General features: G+C 71.8%; 21 protein-coding genes. 6 read left to right on the top strand and 15 right to left on the bottom strand.

Features of this window, described 5'->3' with window-relative positions:
• Window positions 1-39 precede the first annotated feature (39 nt).
• A complete protein-coding gene (locus tag OG917_RS23135; RefSeq protein WP_328319531.1) occupies window positions 40-600 on the top strand; it encodes a PPA1309 family protein in 561 nt (186 codons plus the stop codon).
• Between the two features lie 126 nt (window positions 601-726).
• Here the strand turns inward: OG917_RS23135 and OG917_RS23130 are convergent, their stop codons facing one another.
• The 4 genes from OG917_RS23130 to OG917_RS23115 form a co-directional block, all read right to left on the bottom strand.
• A complete protein-coding gene (locus tag OG917_RS23130; protein ID WP_328319530.1) occupies window positions 727-1,821 on the bottom strand; it encodes a YlbL family protein in 1,095 nt (364 codons plus the stop codon).
• 76 nt (window positions 1,822-1,897) lie between these two features.
• A complete protein-coding gene (locus tag OG917_RS23125) occupies window positions 1,898-2,068 on the bottom strand; it encodes a hypothetical protein (RefSeq protein WP_328319529.1) in 171 nt (56 codons plus the stop codon).
• A gap of 169 nt (window positions 2,069-2,237) precedes the next feature.
• Window positions 2,238-2,696 carry a molybdenum cofactor biosynthesis protein MoaE gene (locus OG917_RS23120; RefSeq protein WP_328319528.1) on the bottom strand — a complete coding sequence of 153 codons (459 nt, stop codon included), beginning with the start codon at window positions 2,694-2,696 and terminating at the stop codon, window positions 2,238-2,240.
• 166 nt (window positions 2,697-2,862) lie between these two features.
• Window positions 2,863-3,975 carry an SDR family oxidoreductase gene (locus OG917_RS23115; protein ID WP_328319527.1) on the bottom strand — a complete coding sequence of 371 codons (1,113 nt, stop codon included), beginning with the start codon at window positions 3,973-3,975 and terminating at the stop codon, window positions 2,863-2,865.
• A gap of 241 nt (window positions 3,976-4,216) precedes the next feature.
• Here OG917_RS23115 and OG917_RS23110 point away from each other — a divergent pair, with 241 nt between their 5' ends.
• Together OG917_RS23110 and OG917_RS23105 are read left to right on the top strand one after the other, a co-directional pair.
• Entirely contained in the window at window positions 4,217-5,773 is a 1,557-nt protein-coding gene (locus OG917_RS23110; protein WP_328319526.1) for a zinc-dependent metalloprotease, read from the top strand.
• Window positions 5,770-6,303, top strand: coding sequence for an NUDIX hydrolase (locus OG917_RS23105; protein WP_328319525.1), 534 nt, complete (start codon window positions 5,770-5,772; stop codon window positions 6,301-6,303). Before OG917_RS23110 ends, OG917_RS23105 begins: the two co-directional genes overlap by 4 nt.
• A gap of 80 nt (window positions 6,304-6,383) precedes the next feature.
• On the opposite strand, the gene OG917_RS23100 is transcribed toward OG917_RS23105, so the two are convergent.
• The 4 genes from OG917_RS23100 to OG917_RS23085 all read right to left on the bottom strand — a co-directional run bounded on the left by OG917_RS23100 (window position 6,384) and on the right by OG917_RS23085 (window position 10,312).
• A complete protein-coding gene (locus OG917_RS23100; RefSeq protein WP_328319524.1) occupies window positions 6,384-7,139 on the bottom strand; it encodes an AIM24 family protein in 756 nt (251 codons plus the stop codon).
• 16 nt (window positions 7,140-7,155) lie between these two features.
• Entirely contained in the window at window positions 7,156-7,836 is a 681-nt protein-coding gene (locus tag OG917_RS23095; protein ID WP_328319523.1) for an AIM24 family protein, read from the bottom strand.
• 11 nt (window positions 7,837-7,847) lie between these two features.
• Window positions 7,848-9,512, bottom strand: coding sequence for a TerD family protein (locus OG917_RS23090; RefSeq protein ID WP_328319522.1), 1,665 nt, complete (start codon window positions 9,510-9,512; stop codon window positions 7,848-7,850).
• Window positions 9,513-9,715: 203 nt separating this feature from the next.
• Window positions 9,716-10,312 carry a M48 metallopeptidase family protein gene (locus OG917_RS23085; RefSeq protein ID WP_328319521.1) on the bottom strand — a complete coding sequence of 199 codons (597 nt, stop codon included), beginning with the start codon at window positions 10,310-10,312 and terminating at the stop codon, window positions 9,716-9,718.
• Between the two features lie 197 nt (window positions 10,313-10,509).
• Between OG917_RS23085 and OG917_RS23080 the strand changes: the two genes are divergently transcribed.
• Window positions 10,510-11,652 (top strand): TOMM precursor leader peptide-binding protein, encoded by a 1,143-nt coding sequence (locus OG917_RS23080; RefSeq protein ID WP_328319520.1) that lies wholly within the window; start codon window positions 10,510-10,512, stop codon window positions 11,650-11,652.
• 41 nt (window positions 11,653-11,693) lie between these two features.
• Entirely contained in the window at window positions 11,694-13,286 is a 1,593-nt protein-coding gene (locus OG917_RS23075; RefSeq protein ID WP_328319519.1) for an ABC1 kinase family protein, read from the top strand.
• A 222-nt stretch (window positions 13,287-13,508) separates the two neighbouring features.
• On the opposite strand, the gene OG917_RS23070 is transcribed toward OG917_RS23075, so the two are convergent.
• From OG917_RS23070 to OG917_RS23055, 4 genes are all read right to left on the bottom strand, one after another.
• Window positions 13,509-13,838: a hypothetical protein gene (locus tag OG917_RS23070; RefSeq protein WP_328319518.1), complete on the bottom strand. Its 330-nt coding sequence runs from the start codon at window positions 13,836-13,838 to the stop codon at window positions 13,509-13,511.
• The gene (locus OG917_RS23065) at window positions 13,835-14,203 is read right to left on the bottom strand and encodes a WhiB family transcriptional regulator (protein WP_328319517.1); all 369 of its coding nucleotides are present in this window, start codon (window positions 14,201-14,203) and stop codon (window positions 13,835-13,837) included. Before OG917_RS23065 ends, OG917_RS23070 begins: the two co-directional genes overlap by 4 nt.
• Before the next feature lie 131 nt (window positions 14,204-14,334).
• Window positions 14,335-14,613 carry a hypothetical protein gene (locus OG917_RS23060; RefSeq protein ID WP_328322094.1) on the bottom strand — a complete coding sequence of 93 codons (279 nt, stop codon included), beginning with the start codon at window positions 14,611-14,613 and terminating at the stop codon, window positions 14,335-14,337.
• A 198-nt stretch (window positions 14,614-14,811) separates the two neighbouring features.
• Window positions 14,812-16,989 carry an ATP-dependent DNA helicase UvrD2 gene (locus tag OG917_RS23055; protein ID WP_328319516.1) on the bottom strand — a complete coding sequence of 726 codons (2,178 nt, stop codon included), beginning with the start codon at window positions 16,987-16,989 and terminating at the stop codon, window positions 14,812-14,814.
• A 364-nt stretch (window positions 16,990-17,353) separates the two neighbouring features.
• Between OG917_RS23055 and OG917_RS23050 the strand changes: the two genes are divergently transcribed.
• A complete protein-coding gene (locus OG917_RS23050) occupies window positions 17,354-17,593 on the top strand; it encodes a mycoredoxin (RefSeq protein ID WP_328319515.1) in 240 nt (79 codons plus the stop codon).
• Between the two features lie 241 nt (window positions 17,594-17,834).
• On the opposite strand, the gene nudC is transcribed toward OG917_RS23050, so the two are convergent.
• The 3 genes from nudC to OG917_RS23035 form a co-directional block, all read right to left on the bottom strand.
• Window positions 17,835-18,740 carry an NAD(+) diphosphatase gene (gene nudC / locus OG917_RS23045; protein WP_328322092.1) on the bottom strand — a complete coding sequence of 302 codons (906 nt, stop codon included), beginning with the start codon at window positions 18,738-18,740 and terminating at the stop codon, window positions 17,835-17,837.
• Between the two features lie 139 nt (window positions 18,741-18,879).
• On the bottom strand, window positions 18,880-20,271 hold the full coding sequence (locus OG917_RS23040; RefSeq protein WP_328319514.1) for a dipeptidase: 1,392 nt from the start codon (window positions 20,269-20,271) through the stop codon (window positions 18,880-18,882).
• Between the two features lie 10 nt (window positions 20,272-20,281).
• Window positions 20,282-23,707 (bottom strand): ATP-dependent DNA helicase, encoded by a 3,426-nt coding sequence (locus OG917_RS23035; RefSeq protein WP_328319513.1) that lies wholly within the window; start codon window positions 23,705-23,707, stop codon window positions 20,282-20,284.
• Window positions 23,708-23,850: the final 143 nt, after the last annotated feature.

Here is a 23,850-nt window from a genome sequence, read left to right as displayed (position 1 = left end):
GTTCCCGTTCCCGGGGTGGAAGAGGGCAGGATATTGCCCATGCCCAACCTTTCTTCGCCCTCAGGCCCTCCGATGGCCGCCAGTCCGCTCACTGTGGCGGTGCTCGAAATCGACGAGTACGCGTCCGGTCTCGGCTGGGACCAGCCCGCCCGGCTCTTCGCACTCGTGGACACCGCGAAGCTCCGCACCCAGGAACCGGGCCTCGCCGCCCAGCTCGGTCTCGACGACGGCGAGCCCGCCGCGTCGCTGACCCCCGTCGAGCAGGACGAGATCCCGGACACCACGCCGCTCGACGAGTTCCTCGCGACCATCGCCTGGCCCGACGCGGTCGCCGGCTGCGCGATGACCGTGGAGCGGCTGATGCTGCCGCCGTCGGCGGAGGCGACCGTGCCGGAGGGTATGGACGAGGCGCAGCTGACGGCCTGGGTGGCCGAGCACCCGGACCGGCAGGAGGTACGGATGACCGTGGCGGTGCTGCGGGACGGCACTCGCGAGTCGGCGCTGCGGCTGCGCGCGAAGGACTCGCCGAACGAGGTGCTCACCGGCTCGGAGCTGGTCCCGGGTCTCGCCGAGGCGCTCTCGGTGACGTTCGAGGCCTGACCCTGCCGCAGGGGGCGGCCCGGCGCGGCCGGGCTGCCCGGTGGCCGGGTGGCGCGCGGCGCCTGAACCTCCCGGCCGGGCTGCCCGGTCATCGGGAGCCCGGTCACGGGGCGCCCGGTGGTGCGGTTACTTCGCGGAGCAGCTGGGCAGTCCGGCGGTGTCACCGGTGCGGATCTTGTCCAGCGCCTGCTTCGCGTCCTTCATCGCCTTCACCTTCACCAGGGTGAGGCCCGAGGGGGTGTCGGCCGCCGCCGCCGCACAGTTGTCGCTGGGCGTCAGGAAGTACCGGGCGCCCGCGTCGCGTGCGGCGACGAGCTTCATCTCGATGCCGCCGATCGGCCCGACCACGCCCTTGTCGTCGATCGTGCCGGTGCCTGCGACGAACTTGCCACCGGTCAGATCGCCGGGCGTCAGCTTGTCGACGAGGCCGAGTGAGAACATCAGCCCCGCGCTGGGACCGCCCACGTCGGCGAGCTTGATGTCGATGTGGAACGGGAACGTGTGGTCGGTGCCGGCCTGGATACCGACGATGGCCCGGCCCGGGTCCGGAGCAGGGGCCTTGGCCGTGACGATGGACACGCGCTTCGTGCCCTTCGGCTCGGTGCCGGCCTTCTCCGCGGCCGCTGCGGTCCCGGCCGGTACGACCGTGAAGACGACCCGCTGGCCCGGCTTGTGCTTGGTCACCAGCTTCGCCACGTCACCGGGTTCGGTGACGGCAGCGCCGTCCACGGCCCTGATCACGTCGCCGGCGTGCAGCCTGCCCTGCGCGGGGCTGTCCTTGACCACGGTGGAGACCACGGTCCGCGACTTCACCGGGATACCCAGCTCGTCCAGGGCCGCGACCTTGGCGCTCTCCTGGGACTGGCTGAACTCCTCGGCGTTCTGCTGGCTCGACTGCTGCTCCGTCGTGCCGTCCGGGTACAGGGTGTCGTGCGGGACGACGACGGTGTCGTGCGCGAGCCAGCCGTAGACCGCCTCGACCAGGTTCATGCTGTAGTCGGAGCGCGTGACCCGGACCGTCACCATGTTGAGGTGACCGCTCGTCGGGTACGTCTTGTGGCCGGACACCTGCAGCACCGGCTGGCCGCCCGCCTTGCCCAGCGTGTTCACCGTCGGCCCCGGGCTCATCTCGGCGTACGGGACAGTGAGGAACACTCCGCCGCACAGCAGCGCGATCAGCACGAGAGTGGACGTGAGCAGCGTCAGGGTGCGGCGTGGCATGGAACGACAGTACGGGACGGGTCTGTGCCGCACCGCTCGGGGCCGGGCCTGCGACCCGCTCGCACCGGGCGTGGAGTCAGAGCGCGTCGGAGCCGGCGTTCGCCTTCTCCATCGCCTCCCGGAACCGGGCGTAGCCGGCGAGTTCCTCGCCGTCACCCGCGGTGCGCTGTCGCGCGGCCCACCTGCCCCACAGGGCGGCTCCGACCGCAGCGAAGAGCGGAATCAGCAACCAGGCGAGTGCACCCATAACCGACCTCCGGACCCCCGTGAACAGCCGCGAACCGACTGATCAGCAGATTAGTCATCTGCTGCTCCAACGCTCACGGCAGGGGTCCGGTTACGCAAATCGATCACATGGCGGACAGGGAACCACCTGTCCGGGCGCGGCCCGGGGCGGGGCGGTCCGGTACCGGGGGTCAGATGCCGACCCACTCCTCCGTACCGTTCGAGAACGTCTGGTGCTTCCAGATCGGTACTTCGTGCTTCAGAGCGTCGATGAGCATCCGGCAGGCCTCGAACGCCTCGCTGCGGTGCGCGCACGAGACGGCGGCCACCACGGCCAGATCCCCCACCGCCAGATCGCCCACCCGGTGGACGGCGGCCAGTGCCCGCACCGGGAACTTCTCGGTGACCCGCTCGGCGATGCGGCGCATCTCGTCCTCGGCCGACGGGTGGCAGGAGTAGCCGAGGGCGTCGACGTCCGTGCCCCCGTCGTGGTTGCGCACCGTGCCGACGAAGAGCGCCGTCCCGCCCGCCGCCTCGTCGCCCACGACCTTGAACACCTCGTCGATGCTGAGCGGGGTGTCGCGGATCTCCAGCAGCCGGATGGGGTCCTGAGCCGCGTGTTCGCCGGGGTGGTCGTCGGTGAGTGCCATGCCGTCCATGGTGCCGCACCGGGCCGACCGTACGGAATGGCCCTTTCGACCGGCACCGGAGCGTCGGCCTTGGAGCGTCCTACAGGACGGCCCGGCCGGCCCGCGCACGCGCCCCTGGCTCCCGGGAACGGCCGGCCTCCCCGCCGCGCGCAGGTGCGCGGCGGCGTCAGATGCGGCCCCGCCGGGCCCGCCGCGCCCTGCGGACCAGCGCCGCCGTACCGAGCAGCGCGACCGTCGCCCCCGCGGCGCCCGCGGCCGTGGCGTCCTTGCGGCCGAGCCTGCGACCGGCCACGGTGTGCCGCCCCGCGACCTCCTCCAGGAGTTCCGCCAGGACCTCCTCGTTGGTCCATTGGGGTCGCCAGCCGGCGTCGTGCAGCCGGCCGACACTCACGACCCAGGGGTGCATCGTGTACGCCAGGTCGCCGGCGGGCGACGGGGTGAGGCCGATCCGGTGCAGCCGTGCCGCGGCGCCGAGGGCGACGGCGGACGGCAGTTCCATCCGGCGGATGCCGCTGAGTTCCTCGACCTCGCCCTGCTCCAGCCAGCCGTCGCAGCCGACCGCGAACTCGCCGTCGACCTTTTCGAGCGCCGCGTACTCCAGGGCGCTGACCAGGTCGTCCACGTGGCAGAACTGCCAGGTGGGGCGGGTCCCCGCGACCACCAGCAGGCGGGGGGACTCGAAGTAGCGGGTCAGTGCGGTGTCCGTACCGCCCACCAGGACCGCGGGCCTGACCACCGTGACGTTCAGCCCGGGGTGCGCACGCGGCGCACGGCGGGCCAGGCGTTCGATCTCCAGCAGGTCGCCCACGCCGGTCGCCTCGGCGGTGGCCCGCAGCTCGGCGTCCTCGGAGAGCGGGATGGCGTTGTCCTGCAGCGCGCCGTAGACCATCGCCGACGTGCAGAGCACGACGCGGTGGACACCTGCGGCCGCCGCTGCCGTCAGGACCGTCTGGGTGCCGCGCACGTTGTAGGCCGAACGGGCGGCGGCGTCGGTCTCCAGATCGAGATCGAGGGCGAGGTGCACCACGACGTCTGCGCCGCGCAGCTTCTCGGCGATGGCCGGGTCGCGCACGTCCAGGATGTGCCACTCGGCATCGGCCACGTCGCCGCGCCGCTCGTCCATGGCCACGACCTGCTTGACCTCGTCGGATGCGGCGAGGCGCCGGGTCAGCAGGGCACCGATACCGGAGGCGGCTCCGGTGACCGCGACGATGGGTCCTCGGGAGGGCTTGGCTGAGAGGTTTCGCGCTGCGCGAACCTGCGGATCTGGGGAACTCACCGGGCGTCTCCAGCGGTTGTCTTCAGTACGTACGCGAACTGACACGTACGGACCAGGTGGCGTCCATCCTGCCGCAGCCCATGCGTCAGCCAAGCACTGAGCCCTCATCGGGCACCGGTGTCTGGGGAGAGCCGCCCGGTCGGACCCGGCCTGACCGGGCGGTCACCCCCTACCCTGGGTGGTGTTGTCGGGCAATCGCTGTCGGCCAGTCGGCCGGCGGCCCTACGAGCCGAGGAAACCCGTGAGTGACACTCCATTCGGATTCGGCCTTCCGCCGGAGGAGCCGGAGGACGGCGACGAGGGCAAGAGCAAGGGCAGCCCGGGCAGTGGAGGCTCCCCGCAGAATCCCCTCGGGTTCGGTCCCGGCAGCGGCGGTGACAATCCGTTCGCGGCGATGTTCGGTTCGATGAACCCGAACGACCTCGGCGCGGCCTTCCAGCAGCTCGGCCAGATGCTGAGCTACGAGGGCGGCCCGGTCAACTGGGACATGGCCAAGGACATCGCACGGCAGACGGTCGCCCAGGGCACCAGTGACGGCACCAAGGACACCAGTGTCGGCCCGGCCGAGCGGTCGGCCGTCGAGGAAGCCGTACGCCTGGCGGACCTGTGGCTGGACGGGGCGACCTCGCTGCCCTCCGGGGCCGGTACGGCTGTCGCCTGGAGCCGCGCCGAATGGGTCGAGGCGACCCTCCCGGTGTGGAAGGAGCTCGTCGACCCGGTCGCGGAGCGTGTCGGGGCTGCCATGGGCGGTGTGCTGCCCGAGGAGATGCAGGCCATGGCGGGCCCGCTGCTCGGCATGATGCGGTCCATGGGCGGCGCCATGTTCGGACAGCAGATCGGGCAGGCCGTCGGCGTCCTGGCTGGCGAGGTGGTCGGCTCCACCGACATCGGCCTGCCGCTCGGTCCGGCCGGCAAGGCGGCGCTGCTCCCGCTGAACATCGAGGCCTTCGGCAAGGACCTGGGCATCGACAAGAACGAGGTCCGGCTCTACCTGGCCCTGCGGGAGGCCGCCCACCAGCGGCTCTTCGCCCATGTGCCGTGGCTGCGCTCGCACCTCTTCGGCGCGGTCGAGGGATACGCCCGCGGCATCAAGGTCGACACCTCGAAGCTGGAGGACCTGGCCGGGCAGCTCGACCCCTCGCACCCCGAACAGCTGCAGGAAGCCCTCCAGCAGGGCATGTTCCAGCCGGAGGACACCCCGGAGCAGAAGGCCGCGCTGGCCCGTCTGGAGACGGCGCTCGCGCTGGTCGAGGGCTGGGTGGACGCTGTGGTGCACGAGGCCGCGAAGACCCGTCTGACCTCGGCCGACGCCCTCCGCGAGACGCTGCGCAGGCGCCGGGCGTCCGGTGGCCCCGCCGAGCAGACCTTCGCCACGCTGATCGGCCTGGAGCTCCGTCCGCGGCGGCTGCGGGATGCCTCCCGGCTGTGGGCCTCGCTCACGGACGCCCGGGGCGTCGACGGCCGTGACGGTCTGTGGGAGCACCCGGACATGCTGCCGACCGCGTCCGACCTGGACGACCCGGACGGTTTCGTCCACCACGAGCACGCGGACTTCTCCGAGCTGGACAAGATGCTCGGTGAGGCTGCCGGAGGTGGCAGGCCGGGCTCGGGCAAGGCCGATCCGGCCAAGGGCGCCGGGACGGGCACCGAGTCGCAGGAGCGAGCCGGGGACGACACCACGGACGGCTCCGGCAGGGCCGGTCGCACGGACGAGAGCGACGCGGACGGGAACGGCGCGGACGGGAACGGCGCGGGCGAGGACCCCACCGGCGAGAAGAAGGACGACTCCGGCCAGTGACGCTCCCGGGCACCCTGCAGGACGACGCGGTCCGCGTACTGGAGACCCACCGGGGCCAGGACGCGTTGCGCCGGAGCTATCTGGACCATCTGTCGGCCCACCCGGACGGCATGTGGAAGTCCTGCGGCTCCGGGCATCTCACGGCGAGCGCTCTGGTGCTGGCCCCGGAGCGCGGGCAGGTGCTGCTCACGCTGCACAGGAAGCTGCGGATGTGGCTCCAGATGGGCGGGCACTGCGAGCCGGGCGACGCGACAGTGGCAGGAGCCGCGCTGCGCGAGGCGGCCGAGGAGTCCGGTATCGAAGGTCTTGAGCTGCTGCCCGGCGGCCCGCTGCGGCTGGACCGGCACTCGATTCCGGGGCCCTGTACGCAGCACTTCGATGTGCAGTACGCAGCCCTCGTCCCGCCGGGAGCAGTGGAACTGATCAGTGACGAGTCACTGGATCTGCGATGGTTCGCCTACGACGACGTGGCGGGCGTCGCCGATGTATCGGTCCAGCGACTGGTCGACGCCGCCCGCGCTGCGCTCTGAGGCGCGGCTGCGGCACGAGCCCGGTGAGCCCGGGGTGTGTGCGTCTTCGCTGAGACGCACGCGCCCCGGGACCCGGCGCCTCAGCTCCAGACGTTGCCCTGGTTCTGGCCGTGGGCGCCCTGCTGGCCCATGCCGAACTGCGCCAGCGCCCCCTCCCCGATGTTCGCGTGCTGCGGGGGCATGACCTCACTGGGCTGGACGAGCGCGAAGCCCTGTCCGAGGAAGCTGAGCTCCCAGCCCTCACCGGTGCTGCCGCGCCGTCGCCTGACCCCCGACGAGTGGGTCTGCGCCTGCATCTGCACCCGCAGACCCGAGGACCAGGCGACCACCGCGTCCGCGTCGGCGTTGATGTACTTGTCCGGCGTGACCTGCATCATCAGTGGCTGCCCGGAGGTCATCAGCGCGACCCTGCCCCGGCCGGTGATGTTGAGCTGGTACTTGCCCGATCCCGAGATGCCGTACTGGCTGTCGACCGCGACGACCGTGTGGTTCAGGCTGGAGTCCATCGCCAGGACGTAGGCGCTGTCCACCGAAAGCCCGTCCTGGTCGACGTCCACCAGATGCACATGCTGTGCCAGGTTGGCGAAGTAGACCGTGCCCTGCCCGTGGCAGCGCATCAGGTCCAGCCCCTCCCCCGTGTACGCACGGGCGCGCTGCTGCTGGCCGGACCGGTACTCGCCGTCGAACTCGATCAGGCCCTGGTACGCGACCATGGCCCCCTTGCGGGCGAGCACGTCGTCGTGCCCGGTCAGCGCGACCCGCAGCAACTGCGGGTTCTGTACCGTGTACCGGTCCTGGGTCTGCTGTTCCGTATAGCTGAAAAGCGGGCTCTGCATGGTGTTCTGGCTCCCCTCAGTTCCGGATCCGCAGGCGGTCGGTACTGTCCTCACTCGGCTGTACGACGACGATGCCCTGTCCGGAGAAGGCCATCTGGTACGCCTCCCCGCTGCCCCGCCCGATCAGCGAGCCCGCCTTGAAGCTGCGCTTGCCCTTCACCTTGAGGTTCGGGGACCAGGCGACGAGGGCGTCCGGGTCGACGTACGTCTCGTCCTCGCCCCTCCCGCAGTCGACGACGAGCGGAGTGCCGCGCGAGGTGATGGCGACCCAGCCGGTGCCGGACACCTGGATGTTCCACAGCCCCTGGCCGGCGAACTTCGCCATGCCCTTCACCCGCTCGACCCCCCAGGTGAGGCTTGCGTCGAGAGCGAGCAGATTGGTTCCGTTCACCGACAGCGCGTCGTTGTCGAGGTTGATGACCACGACGTCCGCCCCGTAGTCGGCGAGGTAGAGCAGGCCGTCGCCCGAGCACTTCATGAGCGGAGCACCCTCGCCGGTGATCCAGTCGCGGGCGATCTGGCGGACGGCGGGCGGATTGGGCTCGTACTGGACGAATCCCTCGTACGCGACCATCGATCCGGTCCGTGCGAGCAGGTCCTGGCCCGTCTGCATGGCGACCTTCAGCATCTTGCTGCCGTGGTTCTCCATGCGGGCGGTGACGGGGGTCGGGGCGTAGCCCGCGAGCTGCTGGTTCATGACGGGCTCCCTCAGACCTCGTACGGCTGGACGATGATGAAGTTCCCGGGGGCGCCCCGGAACTGGAGGTTGACGCTCTCGCCGCTGTCGCCCGCGTAGGCGTTCTGCCGCAGCCGTACCTGGCTGGAGACGATCACCTGCGAGGCGGACGACCAGGCCACGACCGCGTTGCAGTCCGCGAAGGTGGTCGGGGTGACCGGCAGGACCACCGGCACTCCGTGCGTCTTGACGACGACGGTGCCCGTGCCCTGGAACTGCATGGTGAACAGGGCTCCGCCGGGGATGCCGTGCCCCTCGATCCTGCGGACCTCGTACTGCAGGGTCTCGTCGAAGGCGAGCACGTTCTCCGCGGAGACACAGATGCCGTCGCCCTGGAGCTCGATGGGGTGCAGATGGGCGCTGTTCTCCGCGAAGAAGATCTGACCGCGGCCGGTGCAGCGCATCAGCTGCATCTCCTGGCCGGTCGCGTGGCCCACGATCCGTCCCGCGAAACCGGCTCCCTTGTAGCTGAAGTCGACCTTGCCCTGGTACATCACCATGCTGCCCTGCCGGGCGAGGACCGGGGTGTCACTGACAGTCAGATCGGCCCGCACCAGATACTTGTTCTGCGAGGTCCAGCGCAGGCCGGTGTCCGTTTCGCGGTACTTCTGGAAGGCGGCCTGCAACCCGGGGCCCGCGAGCGTCGGCTGCGGCCCGCCGTGGGGCGCCGGCTGTCCGAACGGGGCAGGCTGCCCCGGGGGCGGCTGCTGTCCGTAGGGCCCCGGCTGTCCCGGCGCGGCGCCGTAGGGGGCCGGAGCCCCCGGCGGCTGGGCCTGGCCCGGGAACTGGCCCGAGTACGGCGGTTGCTGCTGCTGCGGAAGCTGGGGCGGCTGGGCGTACGGAGCGGGGGCGGGCGGCGGGGTGGCGCCTGCCTGCGGATGGATCGGCGCCGCCATGGTGGGCGCGGAGTGCAGGGGCGGCGGAGCGGGCGACGGCAGCGGGGGCGGGGTCGCCCCTGCCGAGGGTGCGGGAGGCGGGGCCTGGGGTGACGGAGACGCGGCGGCAGGCGCGCCGAAGGACGGGGCGGGGCCGGGAGCGGGGGCGGGCGGCGCGAAAGCGGGGGCACCGAAGGCGGGCGGCGCGGACTGCTGCGCCGCTGCGGGCTCCTCCTCCGCGACTTCACCGCCGAAGTTCCTCAGCAGTGCGTCCAGGCCTCCGTCGAAGCCCTGGCCGACGGCGGCGAACCGCCAGACGTCCTTCAGATAGAAGTCGCCCAGCATGACGGCGCGCTCCGTGGTGAACTCGGAGCCGGTGAAGGCATATCTGACGACCTCCTCGCCACCGGCGACGATCCGGATGTAGCCCGGCCCGATCTGCGACATCTGGCCGGCGCCGTCGAGTGTCGCGGTGAACGAGAGCTTCTGGACGGCCGCGGGGATCCGGTCGAGCGTGACCCGGAAGGATTCGGTGTCACCGGCCTGCGCGCCGAGGAGCTGGATCGACTCCTCGGGCGACTTCGGCTGGTTGAAGAAGATGAAATAGCGGTCGTCCGAGAGCTGTTCGCCGGCGTCGAGTCCGAAGCAGCTGATGTCGAAGGTCAGCCCGGCGCCCGCGATCTGCACACCCACGTACAGATCCGTGCCTGCTGTCAGGTCACTGATCCTGGCCTTGTGGCCGCGTTGGAATTGCCTGGCCATACGTAACGACCGTCCCCCATCCCGAATGTGATTCCGTCGCGCCAGGCTAGCGGCTGGGACCGACATCCGGCCAAGCCGGGACGGACCCGGTACGCAGCCGGTACAGAGCAGGCAGGTCCCCCGCCGGCGGACGGGGCTGAGCGGGGGCGCGGCGGAACGGGGCGGGGGGCCCCGCGTGGCGGGTGCCGGGAGCACCGGCGCTCTCACTCACCGCGGGCTGCGGGGAGATGCGGCAGCCGCTCGGCGGCCACTACTCCTTCGAGATACCCACGGGCCCGTTCGGTGCGCGGATACGCGTCCAGGAGCCGCCAGAAGCGCGGCCCGTGCCCGGGCACCAGGAGGTGGGCGAGCTCGTGGAGCAGCACGTAGTCGACGACGTACTCCGGCATGCCCTGGAGGCGGTGCGAGAGGCGGATGGAGCCTTCCGCGGGGGTGCAGGAGCCCCACCGGGTGTTCTGGTTGGTCACCCAGCGCACCGAGTCGGGGCGGGCCCGGCCGGAGAAGTACTGCTCGGACAGGCGCGCCGCCCGGTCGGAAAGCCCGGCGTCACCGAGGACCCGCTTGCTCTCCTGCGCCGCGAGCTTGTCGAGCATCACGGTCACCCAGCGCCGCTCCTCCGCCTCCGACATCCGGGCGGGGATGAGCACGATGGTCCGGTCGCCCTCGCGGTACGCGGAGACCGTCCGGTTCCGCCGGGCACTCCTGCGGACCTCGACCGGGCTCGTCACCGGGGCGCGGGGCGGCTGGCTCTTCGCGCTGCGCGGTGGATTTCCGGCGGTGTGCAGAGGGTCGGCGGACACGTCTCGACGTTACCCGCTGTCAGTGCGGGAAGTCCCGCGCCCAGGGCGGTGGAACCTTGATCACTTCCACAGAGTGCAGCATTCGAAGTATCAGTACACCGGCCCTGTGGATAACTTTCCGCACCCTCCGTGACCTCAGGGCATTCTGGCAACAGAGCCGCCGGGACAGTCCGGCGGACCGTGGACGGGGGCATGCGATGCATCCGATGGTGAAGCCCGCGCTGCGGCGCGCATGGCGGGACCGGCAGTCCGTGCAGTTCGGGGTGACGCCCGCGCAGGCCGTGGTACTCGGCCCGGTGGACCCGGCCACCGGCTGCCTCCTCGGGCTGCTGGACGGCACCCGCGGGATGGAGCTGCTGCGGGAGGAGGCACAGGCCATGCACCTGCCGGAAGGACAGGTGGAGAAGCTGGTCGCCCGGCTGTCGAAAGCGGGCCTGATCGACGATGCGACAGCCGGGGGCGCGGCGGTCGATGCGTTACGGAGCCGGCCCGGCACGCTGGACCGCCTCCGTCCCGACCTGGCCTCTCTCTCACTGCTCCATCCGGAGCCGGGCGGCGGCACGGTCCGCCTCGCCGCCCGGCGGGCCATAAGGGTCCAGGTGCGCGGCGCGGGCCGGGTCGGGGCCACCGTGGCCGCGCTCCTCTCGGCCTCCGGGGTGGGCCTGGTGGAAGTGCTCGACGGCGGCTCCGTCACTCCCTGGGATGTGGCACCGGGCGGCCTTCCGGCCGAGACCATCGGGGAGCGCCGCGACTCAGCCGTGCGTCAGCTGGTCCGGCGCGTGGCGCCCGGCCCGCCGCCGCGTGCCTCCACTGCCGCTCCGGACGGCGGCGTCGGGCCGGGGCTCTCCCTGATCGTCGTCGCACCGCGTGACGGGTTCGATGCCTATGTGCCCGATCCGGTCCTCTCCTCGGAGTGGATCACGTCGGGTACGCCTCATCTCTATACGGGTGTCCTCGAAGGGACTGGGGTGGTCGGGCCGCTCGTCCTGCCGGGCGGGACGGCATGCTCGGGCTGCCTGGCGCTGCGGCGGGCCGAGCGGGATCCGGGCTGGCCCCGGATGGTGGCCCAGTGGCGCTCGGGCAGGCGCGGCTCCGCCCCGGCCTGCGATCTCGGCCTGGCCACAGCGGTGGCCGGGCTGGCAGCCGCACACGCCCTGACTTTTCTCGACGGTGAGCTGCCGGCGTCCACGGGCTCGCGGTGGGAGGCGTCCCTGCCGCTGCTCGACTGGCGTTCGGCCCGGATCACACCCCACCCCGACTGTCCCTGTGGCGCGGGTGGGCACACTGAAGGGGAGCGCGCCTCGGGGGCCGGGGCTCCGCACGACACAATGGCCGGGTAACCGCCGTACGCTCCACGGCAGTCTGGGATTTGGAGGGGCGCATGTCTGATCTTCCCCGGAAAGCGGTCACACGTACCGCCAAGCTGGCGGCACTCCCCATCGGTTTCGCCGGCCGCGCCACCTGGGGCCTGGGCAAGCGGATCGGCGGCAGATCAGCGGAGATCGTGGCGCGCGAGGTGCAGCAGCGGACGGCCGAACAGCTGTTCAAGGTCCTCGGTGAGCTGAAGGGCGGGGCCATGAAGATGGGCCAGGCCCTCTCGGTCTTCGAGTCCGCGCTGCCCGAGGAGGTCGCGGGGCCCTACCGGGCAGCACTGACCAAGCTCCAGGAGTCAGCTCCGCCCATGCCGGTACAGACCGTGCACTCGGTGCTGGAGTCCCAGCTGGGGGCGGAGTGGCGGGAGCTGTTCACCGAGTTCGACGACAAGCCGTCCGCCGCGGCGTCCATCGGCCAGGTGCACCGCGCGGTGTGGCACGACGGGCGCCGGGTGGCGGTGAAGGTCCAGTACCCGGGGGCCGGTGAAGCGCTGCTGTCGGACCTGACACAGCTGAGCCGGTTCGCGCGGCTGCTCGGACCGCTGATCCCCGGCATGGACATCAAGCCGCTCATCGCAGAGCTGCGTGACCGGGTGTCGGAGGAGCTGGACTACGAGCTGGAGGCGGAGGCGCAGCGGGACCACGCGGCGGAGTTCGCCGGGGATCCCGACGTGGTGATCCCCGACGTGGTGCACCAGAGCGACCAGGTCCTGGTGACCGAGTGGATCGACGGCATCCCGCTGGCCGAAGTGATCGCGGACGGCACCGAGGAGCAGCGGGACCGGGCCGGGCAGCTGCTCGCCCGGTTCCTGTTCTCGGGCCCGGCGCGCACGGGGCTGCTGCACGCCGATCCGCATCCGGGTAATTTCCGGCTGCTGCCCGCCGAGGCGCTCGGCGCGCCGGAGGGGGCAGCCGGCGAAGAGGCTGCGGTGGACGGAGCGACCGGGGTGCTGGACGGAGCGACCGCGCAGGACACGACCACCGGAGAGACATGCGGGGAGGGCGACGCGGGAGCACCAGCGGCGCAGTGGCGGCTGGGGGTGCTCGACTTCGGGACGGTGGACCGGCTGCCGGGCGGGTTCCCCGACACCATCGGCCACTCGCTGCGGATGACCATCGAGGGCGAGGCCGGCGCCGTCTACGAGATGCTCTGTGACGAGGGATTCGTCAAGGATTCCATCGACCTCGATCCGGAGGCGGTGCTGGAGTACCTGCTCCCCATCATCGAACCGGTGCAGGCAGATGAGTTCACGTTCAGCCGTCGGTGGATGCGGTCGCAAGCGGCCAGGATCGCCGATCCTCGCTCCCCCGCTCACCAGTTGGGCAAGCAGCTCAATCTGCCGCCGTCCTATCTGCTGATCCACCGGGTGACGCTGAGCACCATCGGGGTGCTCTGCCAGCTGGGCGCGACCGTGCGGCTCCGGGACGAACTCGAAGCGTGGATGCCGGGCTTCCTCCCGGTGGAATCCGCAGAAGCCCTGGCGAGCGTGGAGGGCGAAGCTCCACAGGAATACGCGGAGGACGTGGCCGAAGAGGCCAGGGACGAGTTCGCGGAGGACGCCGTGGAGCCGGAGTTCCCCACCGCCGAGGCGCGCGCCTGACGGGACGGCATCATCTGCTCCGGACATGCCCGGGGGCCGGTCATGCCGACCGGCCCCCGCTGTCGTCCGCGCCTTCAGCGCATCCTCTTCGGTACTGCACTTCTGTACCGCACTTCTGTACCGCACTTCGGTACCGCACTTCGGAACCGCACCTTGGTACTGCTCACTGTTACTGCTTCACAGCTACTGCTCTGTCACTTCATCACCGCTGTGGGCGGGTTGTTACTGCATGACTGCCATGGCCAGTGCGCGGCGGGCTCGCAACGACACGCGCTCGGCGCGGCGTTGCATGCGACGGGCGGTCATCAGGCGCAGAGCCTGACGCTCCACGTCGGCCTCCCTGCGGCGCTCGTGCATATGAGCACGAGCCATGGCTTCTGGGATGAGTTGCATCTCGCGGGTCCTGTTCTGGCGCGAGGCGGTCGCGCCGGTGGTGGTGACGACTGGTGTTGCGGAGCCGGACGGCTCACTGGTGGAAGAGGTCATCGGGTCCTGCTTCTGGGGATCGTGCTTGCGGGGGCGGTCAATCGTTCCGGGGCCGATGAGTTTCATGCCGCGACCGGGTTCTTGCGCGGACGGCCACGCGGCCGCTTGCGGGCGACGACGACGCCCTGCACGAAGAGCTCGCCACCCCAGACGCCCCACGGCTCGCGACGCTCCTTGGCCCCGGCGAGGCAGGCCTCGACCAGGGGGCAGGTGCGGCAGAGCGACTTGGCGTACTCGACATCGGCCGGGGTCTCGGCGAAGAAGACCTCAGGGTCGTAGGCGCGGCAGGGAACCGGTACGCCGAGGTTCTCGATGGCGTCGTCGAGAACGGTCAGTGCGGTGAGCGGGAACACGGTGGGGTCCTCCGGGGCATCAGGGGGCGAAAGCGTCTGTGAGGGCGGTACGGACGGGGCGTGCGCTTCGATTTGCACGGTGATTTCGTTCCTCGTCTGGTCGTTCCGGTCTGTTTGACCGAAGGTCGTCTGGTGGCCCAGTACAAACAAAAGGGCCGCGGATCCCGGGTGGGGTTCCGCGGCCCTGAAGGCGCCTGCCTGATGTCGAATCAGACTGGATCACTCCAGGGTTCGAGCCCACGGAAGGCCCACATCGTGTGATGCTGCGTTGCCTGCGTCCCGAACTCGGCACCGGCTGCCGCAAACGCATAGGACGGCATCCCCGCGATTGCTACTGCTGCTTCCGGTGCCTGGGTCGGTCGCTCATTACGGTCCCGAATGGGAAGGCTCGCCAGGGAGGCAGGGCTGACGGCAGAGATGCCGGACAGACCGGTTCCACGGAGAGAAGAGCCGAGCAGGCAGGTGACGACGACCGAGCGGTCGGTCATTTTGGTCTTCGCGATGGTTGCCACTGGTCTCGCCTCCTCTCGGCGTCTCGGGGAGCGGAAGCCCGGAGGCTTCGTCCCATCCGTATGTGGGTGAAGTACAGCACGGAACCAGGGCTTCAGAGAAGTCGCTGTTCCCGTGGTTAAGAACCTAAGGGGGTTCCAGGGGCGGGCGCAAACTATTTTTTCGACGAGTTTCGGTCAGTCTTCCCCGGCATCGCCCGCAAGCTCCTGGCCTGCACAGATCTTCAGGACATCGGCACCGAACCGGGTGATCTTCCGGGCGGGGACACCGGCGATCCGGGTCAGCTCGGTCTCGCTGGACGGCACGGCCTCCGCGATGGCCATCAGGGTCTTGTCGGTGAACACACAGAAAGCGGGCTGCCCGGTCTCCGCCGCCTGGACCGAGCGCCACTCGTGCAGCCGCTCGTAGAGCGCCTCGTCCATGTCGGACGGACACTCCTCGCAGCGCATCAGCTTCATCTCGCCACCGTCGGTCAGCGTCTTGCCGCAGACCCGGCAGCGCACCGGCCCCCGGTGCTTGCGGCGGGCCGCAGCTCCCCGCTCGATTCCCCCCGCGCCCCCTGCGGCGCCACGCGGTCCGGTCTCCGCAGTTCCCGGGCGCAGCCCGCTGAGGAAGCGGCTGGGGCGCCTGGACGCCCTGCCGCCGGGGGACCGCGACAGCGCCCAGGAGAACGTGAGGTGCAACCGGGCCCTGGTGACACCCACGTAGAGCAGCCGGCGCTCCTCCTCCACCTGCTCATCGGTCTTGGCGTAGGTGATCGGCATCATGCCCTCGGTCAGCCCGACCAGGAACACCGCGTCCCACTCCAGCCCCTTCGCCGAGTGCAGCGAAGCCAGGGTGACGCCCTGGATGGTCGGGGCGTGCTGAGCGGCTGCCCGCTCGTCCAGCTCGGCGACGAGGTCCGAGAGGGTCGCCCCCTCCCTGGCCCCGGCGAAGTCCTCGGCGAGACGCACCAGCGCGGCCAGCGACTCCCACCGGTCCCGGACCGCGCCCGATCCTGCGGGGGCATCCGCCTTCCACCCCTTGGTGCCGAGCACCGCCCGCACCTGGGAGGGCAGATCCACCGCGTCGTCGAGCAGCGAGTCGTTGCCCCCCGCCCGGGCTGCTCCGCGCAGGGCGACTCCGGCCTCCCGCACCTCGGGCCGTTCGAAGAACCGCTCCGCGCCGCGCAGCTGGTAGGGCACCCCCGCGTCGGCGAGCGCCTGTTCATAGACCTCGGACTGGGCGTTGATCCGGTAGAGCACGGCGATCTCCGACGCGGGGACACCCGCGGCGATCAGGTCACGGATCCGGCGGGCGGTGCCCTCCGCCTCGGTGGGCTCGTCGCCGTACTCCCGGTAGACGGGCTCGGGCCCCGGGTCACGCTGCGAGATCAGCTCAAGACGGTGCTCGGCGGCCCGGCCCCGGGCCTGGGCCAGCAGCCCGTTGGCCAGGTGGACGACCTGCGGGGTCGAGCGGTAGTCCCGGACCAGTTTCACCACCGTGGCCTGCGGATGGCGGACCCGGAAGTTGAGCAGATGGTCGGGGGTGGCGCCGGTGAAGGAGTAGATCGTCTGGCTGGCGTCGCCCACCACGCAGAGATCCTCCCGGTCCCCCACCCACAGTTCGAGGAGCCGCTGCTGGAGCGGGCTGACGTCCTGGTACTCGTCGACCACGAAGTGCTGGTACTGGCTGCGGATCCGGTCGGCGATGTCGTGCCGGTCCTGGAGGATGCCGACCGTCAGCAGCAGCACGTCCTCGAAGTCGATCACCCCGCGATCGCGCTTGAGCTGCTCGTACATCGCGTAGATCTGGGAGATCTCGGCCGGGCCCCTGGGGGCCTCGCGGGAGGACTTGGCGATGGCTGCCGGGTAGTCGGCGGGCACGGTCTGGGTGACCTTGGACCACTCGATCTCGCCGGTCACGTCCCGCAGCTCGTTGCGGTCGAGCCGGACACCGCAGCGCGCCGCGGCCTCGGCGACCAGCTGGACCTTCCGCTCGACCAGCCGGGGCACCTCACCGCCGACCGCCTTGGGCCAGAAGAACTGGAGCTGGCGCAGCGCCGCCGAGTGGAACGTACGCGCCTGGACCCCGCCGGCGCCGAGCTGCCGCAGCCTGCCGCGCATCTCGCCGGCCGCGCGGTTGGTGAAGGTGACGGCGAGCACCGTGGAGGGCTGCAGGATCCCGGCGCGCACCCCGTAGGCGATGCGGTGGGTGAGGGCGCGGGTCTTGCCCGTACCGGCGCCGGCCAGCACACACACCGGCCCGTGCAGGGCGGTCGCGACCTCGCGCTGCTCGGGGTCGAGCCCGTCGAGCACCGCGTCGGCGGAGTCCGGAACCTGCGGGAAGAGAGAGGCGTGCGTTGCTGCTGTCACCCCGCCATGCTGCCAGGTCCCACGAGACGGGTGCGCCCGTTGTCCACAGGGACCGCCCCGCGGTCATACCGGCACCGACCTGCCGTGCGCGGATCCGCCGAGCGCGGATCTACGGACGCGGGCCTGCGAGTCCGGCAGGCCCGGCGGCCACCGCGTACCCCCTCGCACGGCAACCCGCACTCCTGCCGCGGGCCCCAGCCCGGGGCCCGGGGCCCGGGCTGGGGCCCGGGACGGGAATGGCCGCCAGGTCACGTACGTTCTACGGCATGTGACTTCCCGGGGCCGGGCCCCGGGGATCCCCATGTATCGGATGAAGCAGCACAGAAGGCTGCGGGCGACGCAGCAGCAGAGGAGCGCGAGAGACATGCCGGGCACTGTGACGATGTACAGCACCACGTGGTGCGGCTACTGCCGTCGGCTGAAGGGCCAGATGGACCGCGAGGGCATCGCGTACACCGAGGTGAACATCGAGCACGACCCCGAGTCCGCCGCCTTCGTGGAGAAGGCGAACGGTGGCAACCAGACCGTTCCCACCGTGCTCTTCCCCGACGGTTCGACGCTGACCAACCCCTCGCTGGCGCAGGTCAAGCAGAAGATCGCCTAGTTCCGCCGGGGCCGGGGCGCCGGGCGCACATTCGTCGCGCCGCAGGCAGCCGGAGGGCCCCGGCCGACGCGGACACCGGACCTCCGGTGCGGTGCAGCCCCCAGAGCTGCACCGCACCGGGGGTCTTCGTGCGCCGGGCGTGCGGCGCGGCGGATTCCGCAGCGCCGCCCCCGGATCGCACGAGGGCCGGTGAGCCCCCGGACGGCGGCCCGGGCGCTGGTCAGGCGGCCCGGGCCGCCGGTCAGGCCAGCGGCTTCGGCAGCGGCTTGCCGTACCAGAGTTCGACCAGCCGGGCCGCGATGGAGATGCCCGCAGGGGGCAGCACCTCCCCGGACTCTATGGCCGAGCGCAGGTCGTCACGCGAGAACCAGCGGGCCTCGCTGATCTCCTCGCCGTCCACGGTGATCTCCGAGGACGTGGCCTGCGCCATGAAGCCGAGCATCAGGCTGGACGGGAAGGGCCAGGGCTGGCTCGCGACGTACTGCACCGTGCCGACCGTGACGCCCGCCTCCTCGAAGACCTCGCGCGCCACAGCGGCCTCGATGGACTCGCCGGGCTCGACGAAACCGGCGAGCGTGGAGAACCGGCCCTCGGGCCAGTGCACCTGCCGGCCGAGCAGCGCCCGGTCGTGCTCGTCGGTGACGAGCATGATCACCGCGGGGTCGGTACGCGGGTAGTGCTCGGCCCCGCACGCCTGGCAGCGCCTGATGTGACCGGCGGCGGCGATGACGGTGCGCTCGCCGCAGCGGGAACAGAAGCGGTGCAGCCGCTGCCAGTTCTCCAGCGCCACCGCGTGCACCAGCAGTCCGGCGTCGAGCGGCGAGAGCAGCAGCCCCGCCTCACGCAGGCCGGCCGGCCGGGCCGACTGGTCCATCCGGCCGGGGAGGGTGTCCTTCTGGAGCGCGAAGTAGCGCACCCCGTCCGTGTCCGTGCCGAGGAAGTAGCGGTGCTCCTCGGTGAGGGGAGCCTCGAACGACGGGGTCTTGACGAGCTCCGTACGGCCGTCGGGCGTCTCGTCGATCAGCGCCTGGCCTCCGGAGACCACGAACACCCGGGTCGTCGGGTGACTCCAGGCCGCCGCGAGCCACGCCTCGTCGAGGCGGTGATGGGCGGCCCTGTCGATGCCGTTCGGGGCCGTCAGGCCGATGGGCCGGTGCGGATCGGTGGACGTCTGGTCCTCGGTGGCCGCGCCGCCGGTGGCGCGGCCTTCGGTGGCATTGCTGAGATTGCTCACAGGTGCTTCCAACTCCCCCTCATGGACTGGGTGGTTCCGTTCAGCGTTCTCGTCACAGGGAGGCGGCCAGGTCGCCCCACAGGTAGGCGGTGGTCTCCACGCCCTTGAACAGCAGGTCCAGCTCGACCTTCTCGTTCGGCGCGTGCCAGCCGTCGGACGGTACCGAGATGCCCAGGAAGAGCACAGGGGCGCCGAGGACGTCCTGGAGATCGGCGGCCGGGCCCGAGCCGCCCTCCCGGGTGAAGCGGATCTTCTCGCCGAACGCCCGGCCCATGGCGCGTACGACCGACTGGAGCGCCGGGTGGTCCAGCGGGGTCAGACACGGCCGGGTCCCGGCGCCGAAGGTGACGACCTGGCGGATCCCGGGCTCCGCCCGCTCGGCGGCCCACTCGGTGACCAGCTTCTCGATGCGGACCGGGTCCTGCCCGGCGACCAGCCGGAACGAGAGCTTCACCATCGCCGACGAGGGCACGACCGTCTTGCCGCCGGCGCCCTGGTAGCCGCCGCCGATGCCGTTGACCTCGGCGGTCGGGCGCGCCCAGATCCGCTCCAGCGTCGTGTGGCCCTGCTCGCCGGCCGCCGCGCGGGACTTGGCGGTACGCAGCCACTCGTCCTCGTCGAAGGGCAGCTCGGCGAAGAGGTCGCGCTCGGCGTCGGTGAGCTCCGCGACCCCGTCGTAGAAACCGGGTACGGCGACACGCCCCCGGTCGTCGTGCAGAGCGGCGACCAGCCGGGCCGCCGCGGTGGCCGGGTTCGGGACCGCGCCGCCGAACGAGCCCGAGTGGATGTCCTGACCGGGGCCCGCGAAGGTGATCTCGCACTCGGCGAGGCCGCGCATCCCGGTGCAGACGGTCGGGGTGGTCTCGGACCACATACCGGTGTCGGAGACGATCACCACATCGGCGGCGAAGCGCCCGGCGTGCTGCTCGACCAGGTCCCTGAAGTGCGGGGAGCCGGACTCCTCCTCGCCCTCGATCAGGAGCTTGAGGTTGACGGCGGGGGCGGTGCGGCCGGTGGCGGCGAGGTGCGCGCGGACACCGAGTGTGTGGAAGAACACCTGGCCCTTGTCGTCGGCTGCGCCCCTGCCGTACATCCGGCCGTCCCTGACGACCGGCTCGAAGGGGTCGGTCCGCCAGCCGTCCTCGACCGCCGCGGGCTGGACGTCGTGGTGCCCGTAGACGAGGACGGTCGGCGCTTGCGGGTCGCCGGACGGCCACTCGGCGAAGACCGCGGGGGCGCCGGGCGTATCGAGGATCTCGGTGACCGGGAAGCCGGTCCCCCTGAGTGTGGCGGCCAGCCAGTCGGCGCTGCGGCGTACATCGGCTGCGTGCTCCGGCTGCGCGGAGACGGAAGGAATGCGCAGCCAGTCGGCGAGGTCTTCGAGGAAGGACTCGCGGTGCTGGTCCATGTACGTGCGGACGGCGCTGTCCGGGGTGTCGCTCATGCCATCGAGCCTAACCGGCCGGTCGCGGTGGCTCGTCCGGTGCGTCCCCCAGCAGGATCCGCTCAAGACCGGTCCGGTCCGGCAGGGGTGTGGGACGGATCACTTCCCCCGTCCGTACGTAGAGGAACGCCGCGGTGACCGAGGTGAGCGGGATGTGGTGCTGCTCTGCCCAGGCCAGCCGGTAGACCGCCAGTTGGAGCGGGTCGGCGGTGTGGGCGCGGTGGGTCTTCCAGTCGACGATGTCGTAGGTGTCGCGGGAGGTGCGGTAGACGGCGTCCATCCGTCCGCGGATCACCCGGCCCGCGAGGGTGAGCGTGAACGGGGCCTCGACCCGGTAGGGCGTGCGCCCCGCGTACGGGGTGCGCTCGAAGGCCGCCTTCAGTTCGGCCAGATCGCGCTCGTCGGCGATCTCAGGTTCGTCGTCGTCACCGCCCGGCAGCTCGTCGGGGCCGAGCATGGGCAGCGGCAGCTCCTCGAAGCGTGACTCGACCCAGGCGTGGAAGCGGGTGCCGCGGCGGGCCGCCGGCTGCGGGGGGCGCGGCATCGGGCGGGCCAGCTCACGCGCGAACGCGTCGGGGTCCTCGGCGAGGCGCAGCAGCTGCGTGGCGGTGAGGGTGAGCGGCACGGGGACGTCGCGCACGGTGCGCCGGGCGCGGAGCAGCTCGGCCGTGAGCGCGTCCAGGTCGCGGTCCCATGAGGTGAGGGTGCGGGCGTCCTCGGGGGTGAGCGGGGTCCGGGCGTGGGGCACGGGGGCGGGAGCGCCGGGCGGCGCGGGGGCGTCGCACGGTGCCGTGGCCGCGGGGTGCTCCTCCGGCCCCGGGTCCGCCGTCGCGGGGCGGGCCTGGCCGCCGGGGCCGTTCAGCTCGGCCAGGACGAGGCCGGCCGCTGCCCTGCGGCGGGCCAGGGAGGTCTCGTCCAGCGGCAGGGGCCAGGCGTGGTCGGCCGCGCCGTCCCGCAGGGCCGGGTTCTCCTCGTCCTCCTCCGGGGCGTCGGCCCAGACCTCCGTCTCGCCGTACCCCGCAGCGCAGTGCTCCTGCAGCGCGAGCAGGAAGCCGGAGGGGCCGCGCGGGCGTTTCTGGCTCGGACCCCACCAGTGGGCCGAGCCGAGCAGCAGGGAGCGCGGGCGGGTGAAGGTGACGTAGCCGAGGCGGAGCTCCTCCGTGTGCTGGTGGGACTTCATCGCCGCCTTGAATCCGGCGAGCCCCTTCGCGTCCCACGCCCCGACCGCGGGGAGCGTCGCCGCGTCGCCGCGCAGCTCGTGCGGCAGGACCTTCGGCTGCGCCGTCCAGGACTCCCGGGACTGCTCGCTCGGGAAGTGCCTGGCCACCAGGCCGGGGACGGCGACCACATCCCATTCGAGCCCCTTGGACTTGTGCGCGGTGAGGACCTTCACGGTGTTCTCACCGCCGGGCAGGGCGTTGTCCAGGCCCTTCTCGTACTGGGCGGCCGTCCGCAGGAAGGCGAGGAAGGCCAGCAGGCTCGCCTCGCCGTCCAGCGAGGCGAAGCCCGCCGCGACGTCCAGGAACTGCGAGAGGGTCTCGCGCCGGCGGGCTGCCAGGGCGTGCGGGGAGGCCGACAGCTCGACCTCCAGGCCCGTCGTGGCGAGCACCCGGTGCAGGACGTCCATGAGGGGGTCGGCCAGCGAGCGCCGCAGATCGCGCAGTTCGGCGGCGAGGCGGGCGAACCTCACCCGGGCATCGGCGGAGAAGGCGAGCCCGTCGTCCGGCCCGTCCCCGGGGCCCGCTCCGGTGCCCCCGCCGCCCGCCAGGAACGTGTCCAGCGCGTCGGCGAGCGAGACCACCTCGGCCGGGTCGACGCCCTCGACGGCCTCGGCGAGCCGCTGGTCCGGGTCGGTGGCCCCCTCGCCCGACGCCCCGCCGTACCGCACCAGCAGCCGCGCCCTGCGGCCCAGCAGCGCCAGGTCACGCGGGCCGATCCGCCAGCGCGGCCCGGTCAGCAGCCGGACCAGCGAGGCGTTGGCCCCCGGGTCCTGGAGCACCTCGCAGACGGCGACCAGATCGGCGACCTCGGGGAGGTGCAGCAGCCCGGAGAGGCCGACCACCTCGACCGGCACGTCCCGCGCCACCAGCGCGCCCTGGATCTCCGCGAAGTCACCGGCGGTGCGGCAGAGCACCGCGATCTCGCCCGGGTCCTTGCCGGTGCGCACCAGATGCGCGATCGAGTCGGCCAGCCAGCCGATCTCCTCCTCGTGCGTACGGAGCAGGGCGCACCGCACCATGCCGTCCCGCTCGGCCCCCGGCGCGGGCCGCAGCGCCTCGACACCGGCGTGCATCGCGCGCAGCGGCTCCGCCAGGCCGTTGGCCAGATCGAGGAGGCGACCGCCGCTGCGCCGGTTCTCGCTCAGCGAGAAACGCGTGGCGGGGCGCCCGTCGGCGTACGGGAAGTGCTCGGGGAAGTCGTCCAGGTTGGCGACGGACGCGCCTCGCCAGCCGTAGATCGCCTGGCAGGGGTCGCCCACTGCGGTCACCGGGTGGCCGCTGCCACCCCCGAAGAGGCCGGAGAGCAGCAGCCGCTGGGCAACGGATGTGTCCTGGTACTCGTCGAGGAGGACCACCCGGAACTCGTCCCGCAGGATGGTGCCCACCTCGGGCCGGGTCAGCGCGAGCTCGGCGGAGAGCGCGATCTGGTCGCCGAAGTCCAGCAGGTCGCGGCTGCGCTTGGCCGCGCGGTAGCGGCTCACCAGGTCGAGCAGTTCACGGCGGGCCCCGGCCGCCTCCGGGACCTTGCGCAGTTCGGCGTTGGAGAGCCTGGCGCCCTCCAGCGTGGCCAGCAGCCCGGTGTCGTAGGCGTGCAGCGCCTCCGGGGTGACCAGATGCTCGGCCAGCTCGCCGTCCAGCGCGAGCAGGTCGCTCACCAGGGAGGAGAAGGACTTCGTCAGGGCCGGATAGGGGCCGGGTGCCTCCTTGAGCACGCGTGCGGCCAGCTGGTAGCGGGTGGCGTCGGCGAGGAGCCTGGAGGTCGGCTCCAGGCCTATCCGCAGTCCGTGGTCGGTCAGCAGCTGCCCGGCGAAGGCGTGGTACGTCGAGATCCGGGGCTCGCCGGGTGAGTAGTAGGGGTCGGCGCTGTCCGCCGGCACCGAGGGGTGGCGGCCGGCCGGGCCCTGCGGACGGTGCGGGGCGCCGACGGCGTCCGGGTCGGTCACCCCGGCGCGCACCAGCGCCTTGCGGACCCGCTCGGCCAGCTCGCCCGCCGCCTTGTTGGTGAAGGTCAGCCCGAGCACCTGCTCCGGCGCGACCTGCCCGGTACCGACCAGCCAGACCACCCGCGCCGCCATCACGGTGGTCTTCCCCGAACCGGCTCCGGCCACGATGACCTGCGGGGCGGGCGGCGCCGTGATGCAGGCCGTCTGCTCCGGGGTGAAGGGGATGCCGAGGAGCTCCTTGAGCTCCTCGGGGCCGGTGATGCGTGGGGTCACCTCAGAAAGGCTAACGGGGCCCTGTGACATTCACGCCGGACATTCCCGCCGGACGTTCCGGCCGGACGTTCCCGCCGGACGTTCCCCGCCGGACGTTCCCGCCGGGAGCGCACGCGTACGGCCGTCGTACCGCCCGTCCTGCG

It is taken from the genome of Streptomyces sp. NBC_00388 (genome assembly GCF_036061255.1).
Lineage (GTDB): Bacteria > Actinomycetota > Actinomycetes > Streptomycetales > Streptomycetaceae > Streptomyces.
The sequence above is the reverse complement of the archived record's forward strand: the minus strand, read 5'-3'. Positions and strand labels throughout refer to the sequence as shown.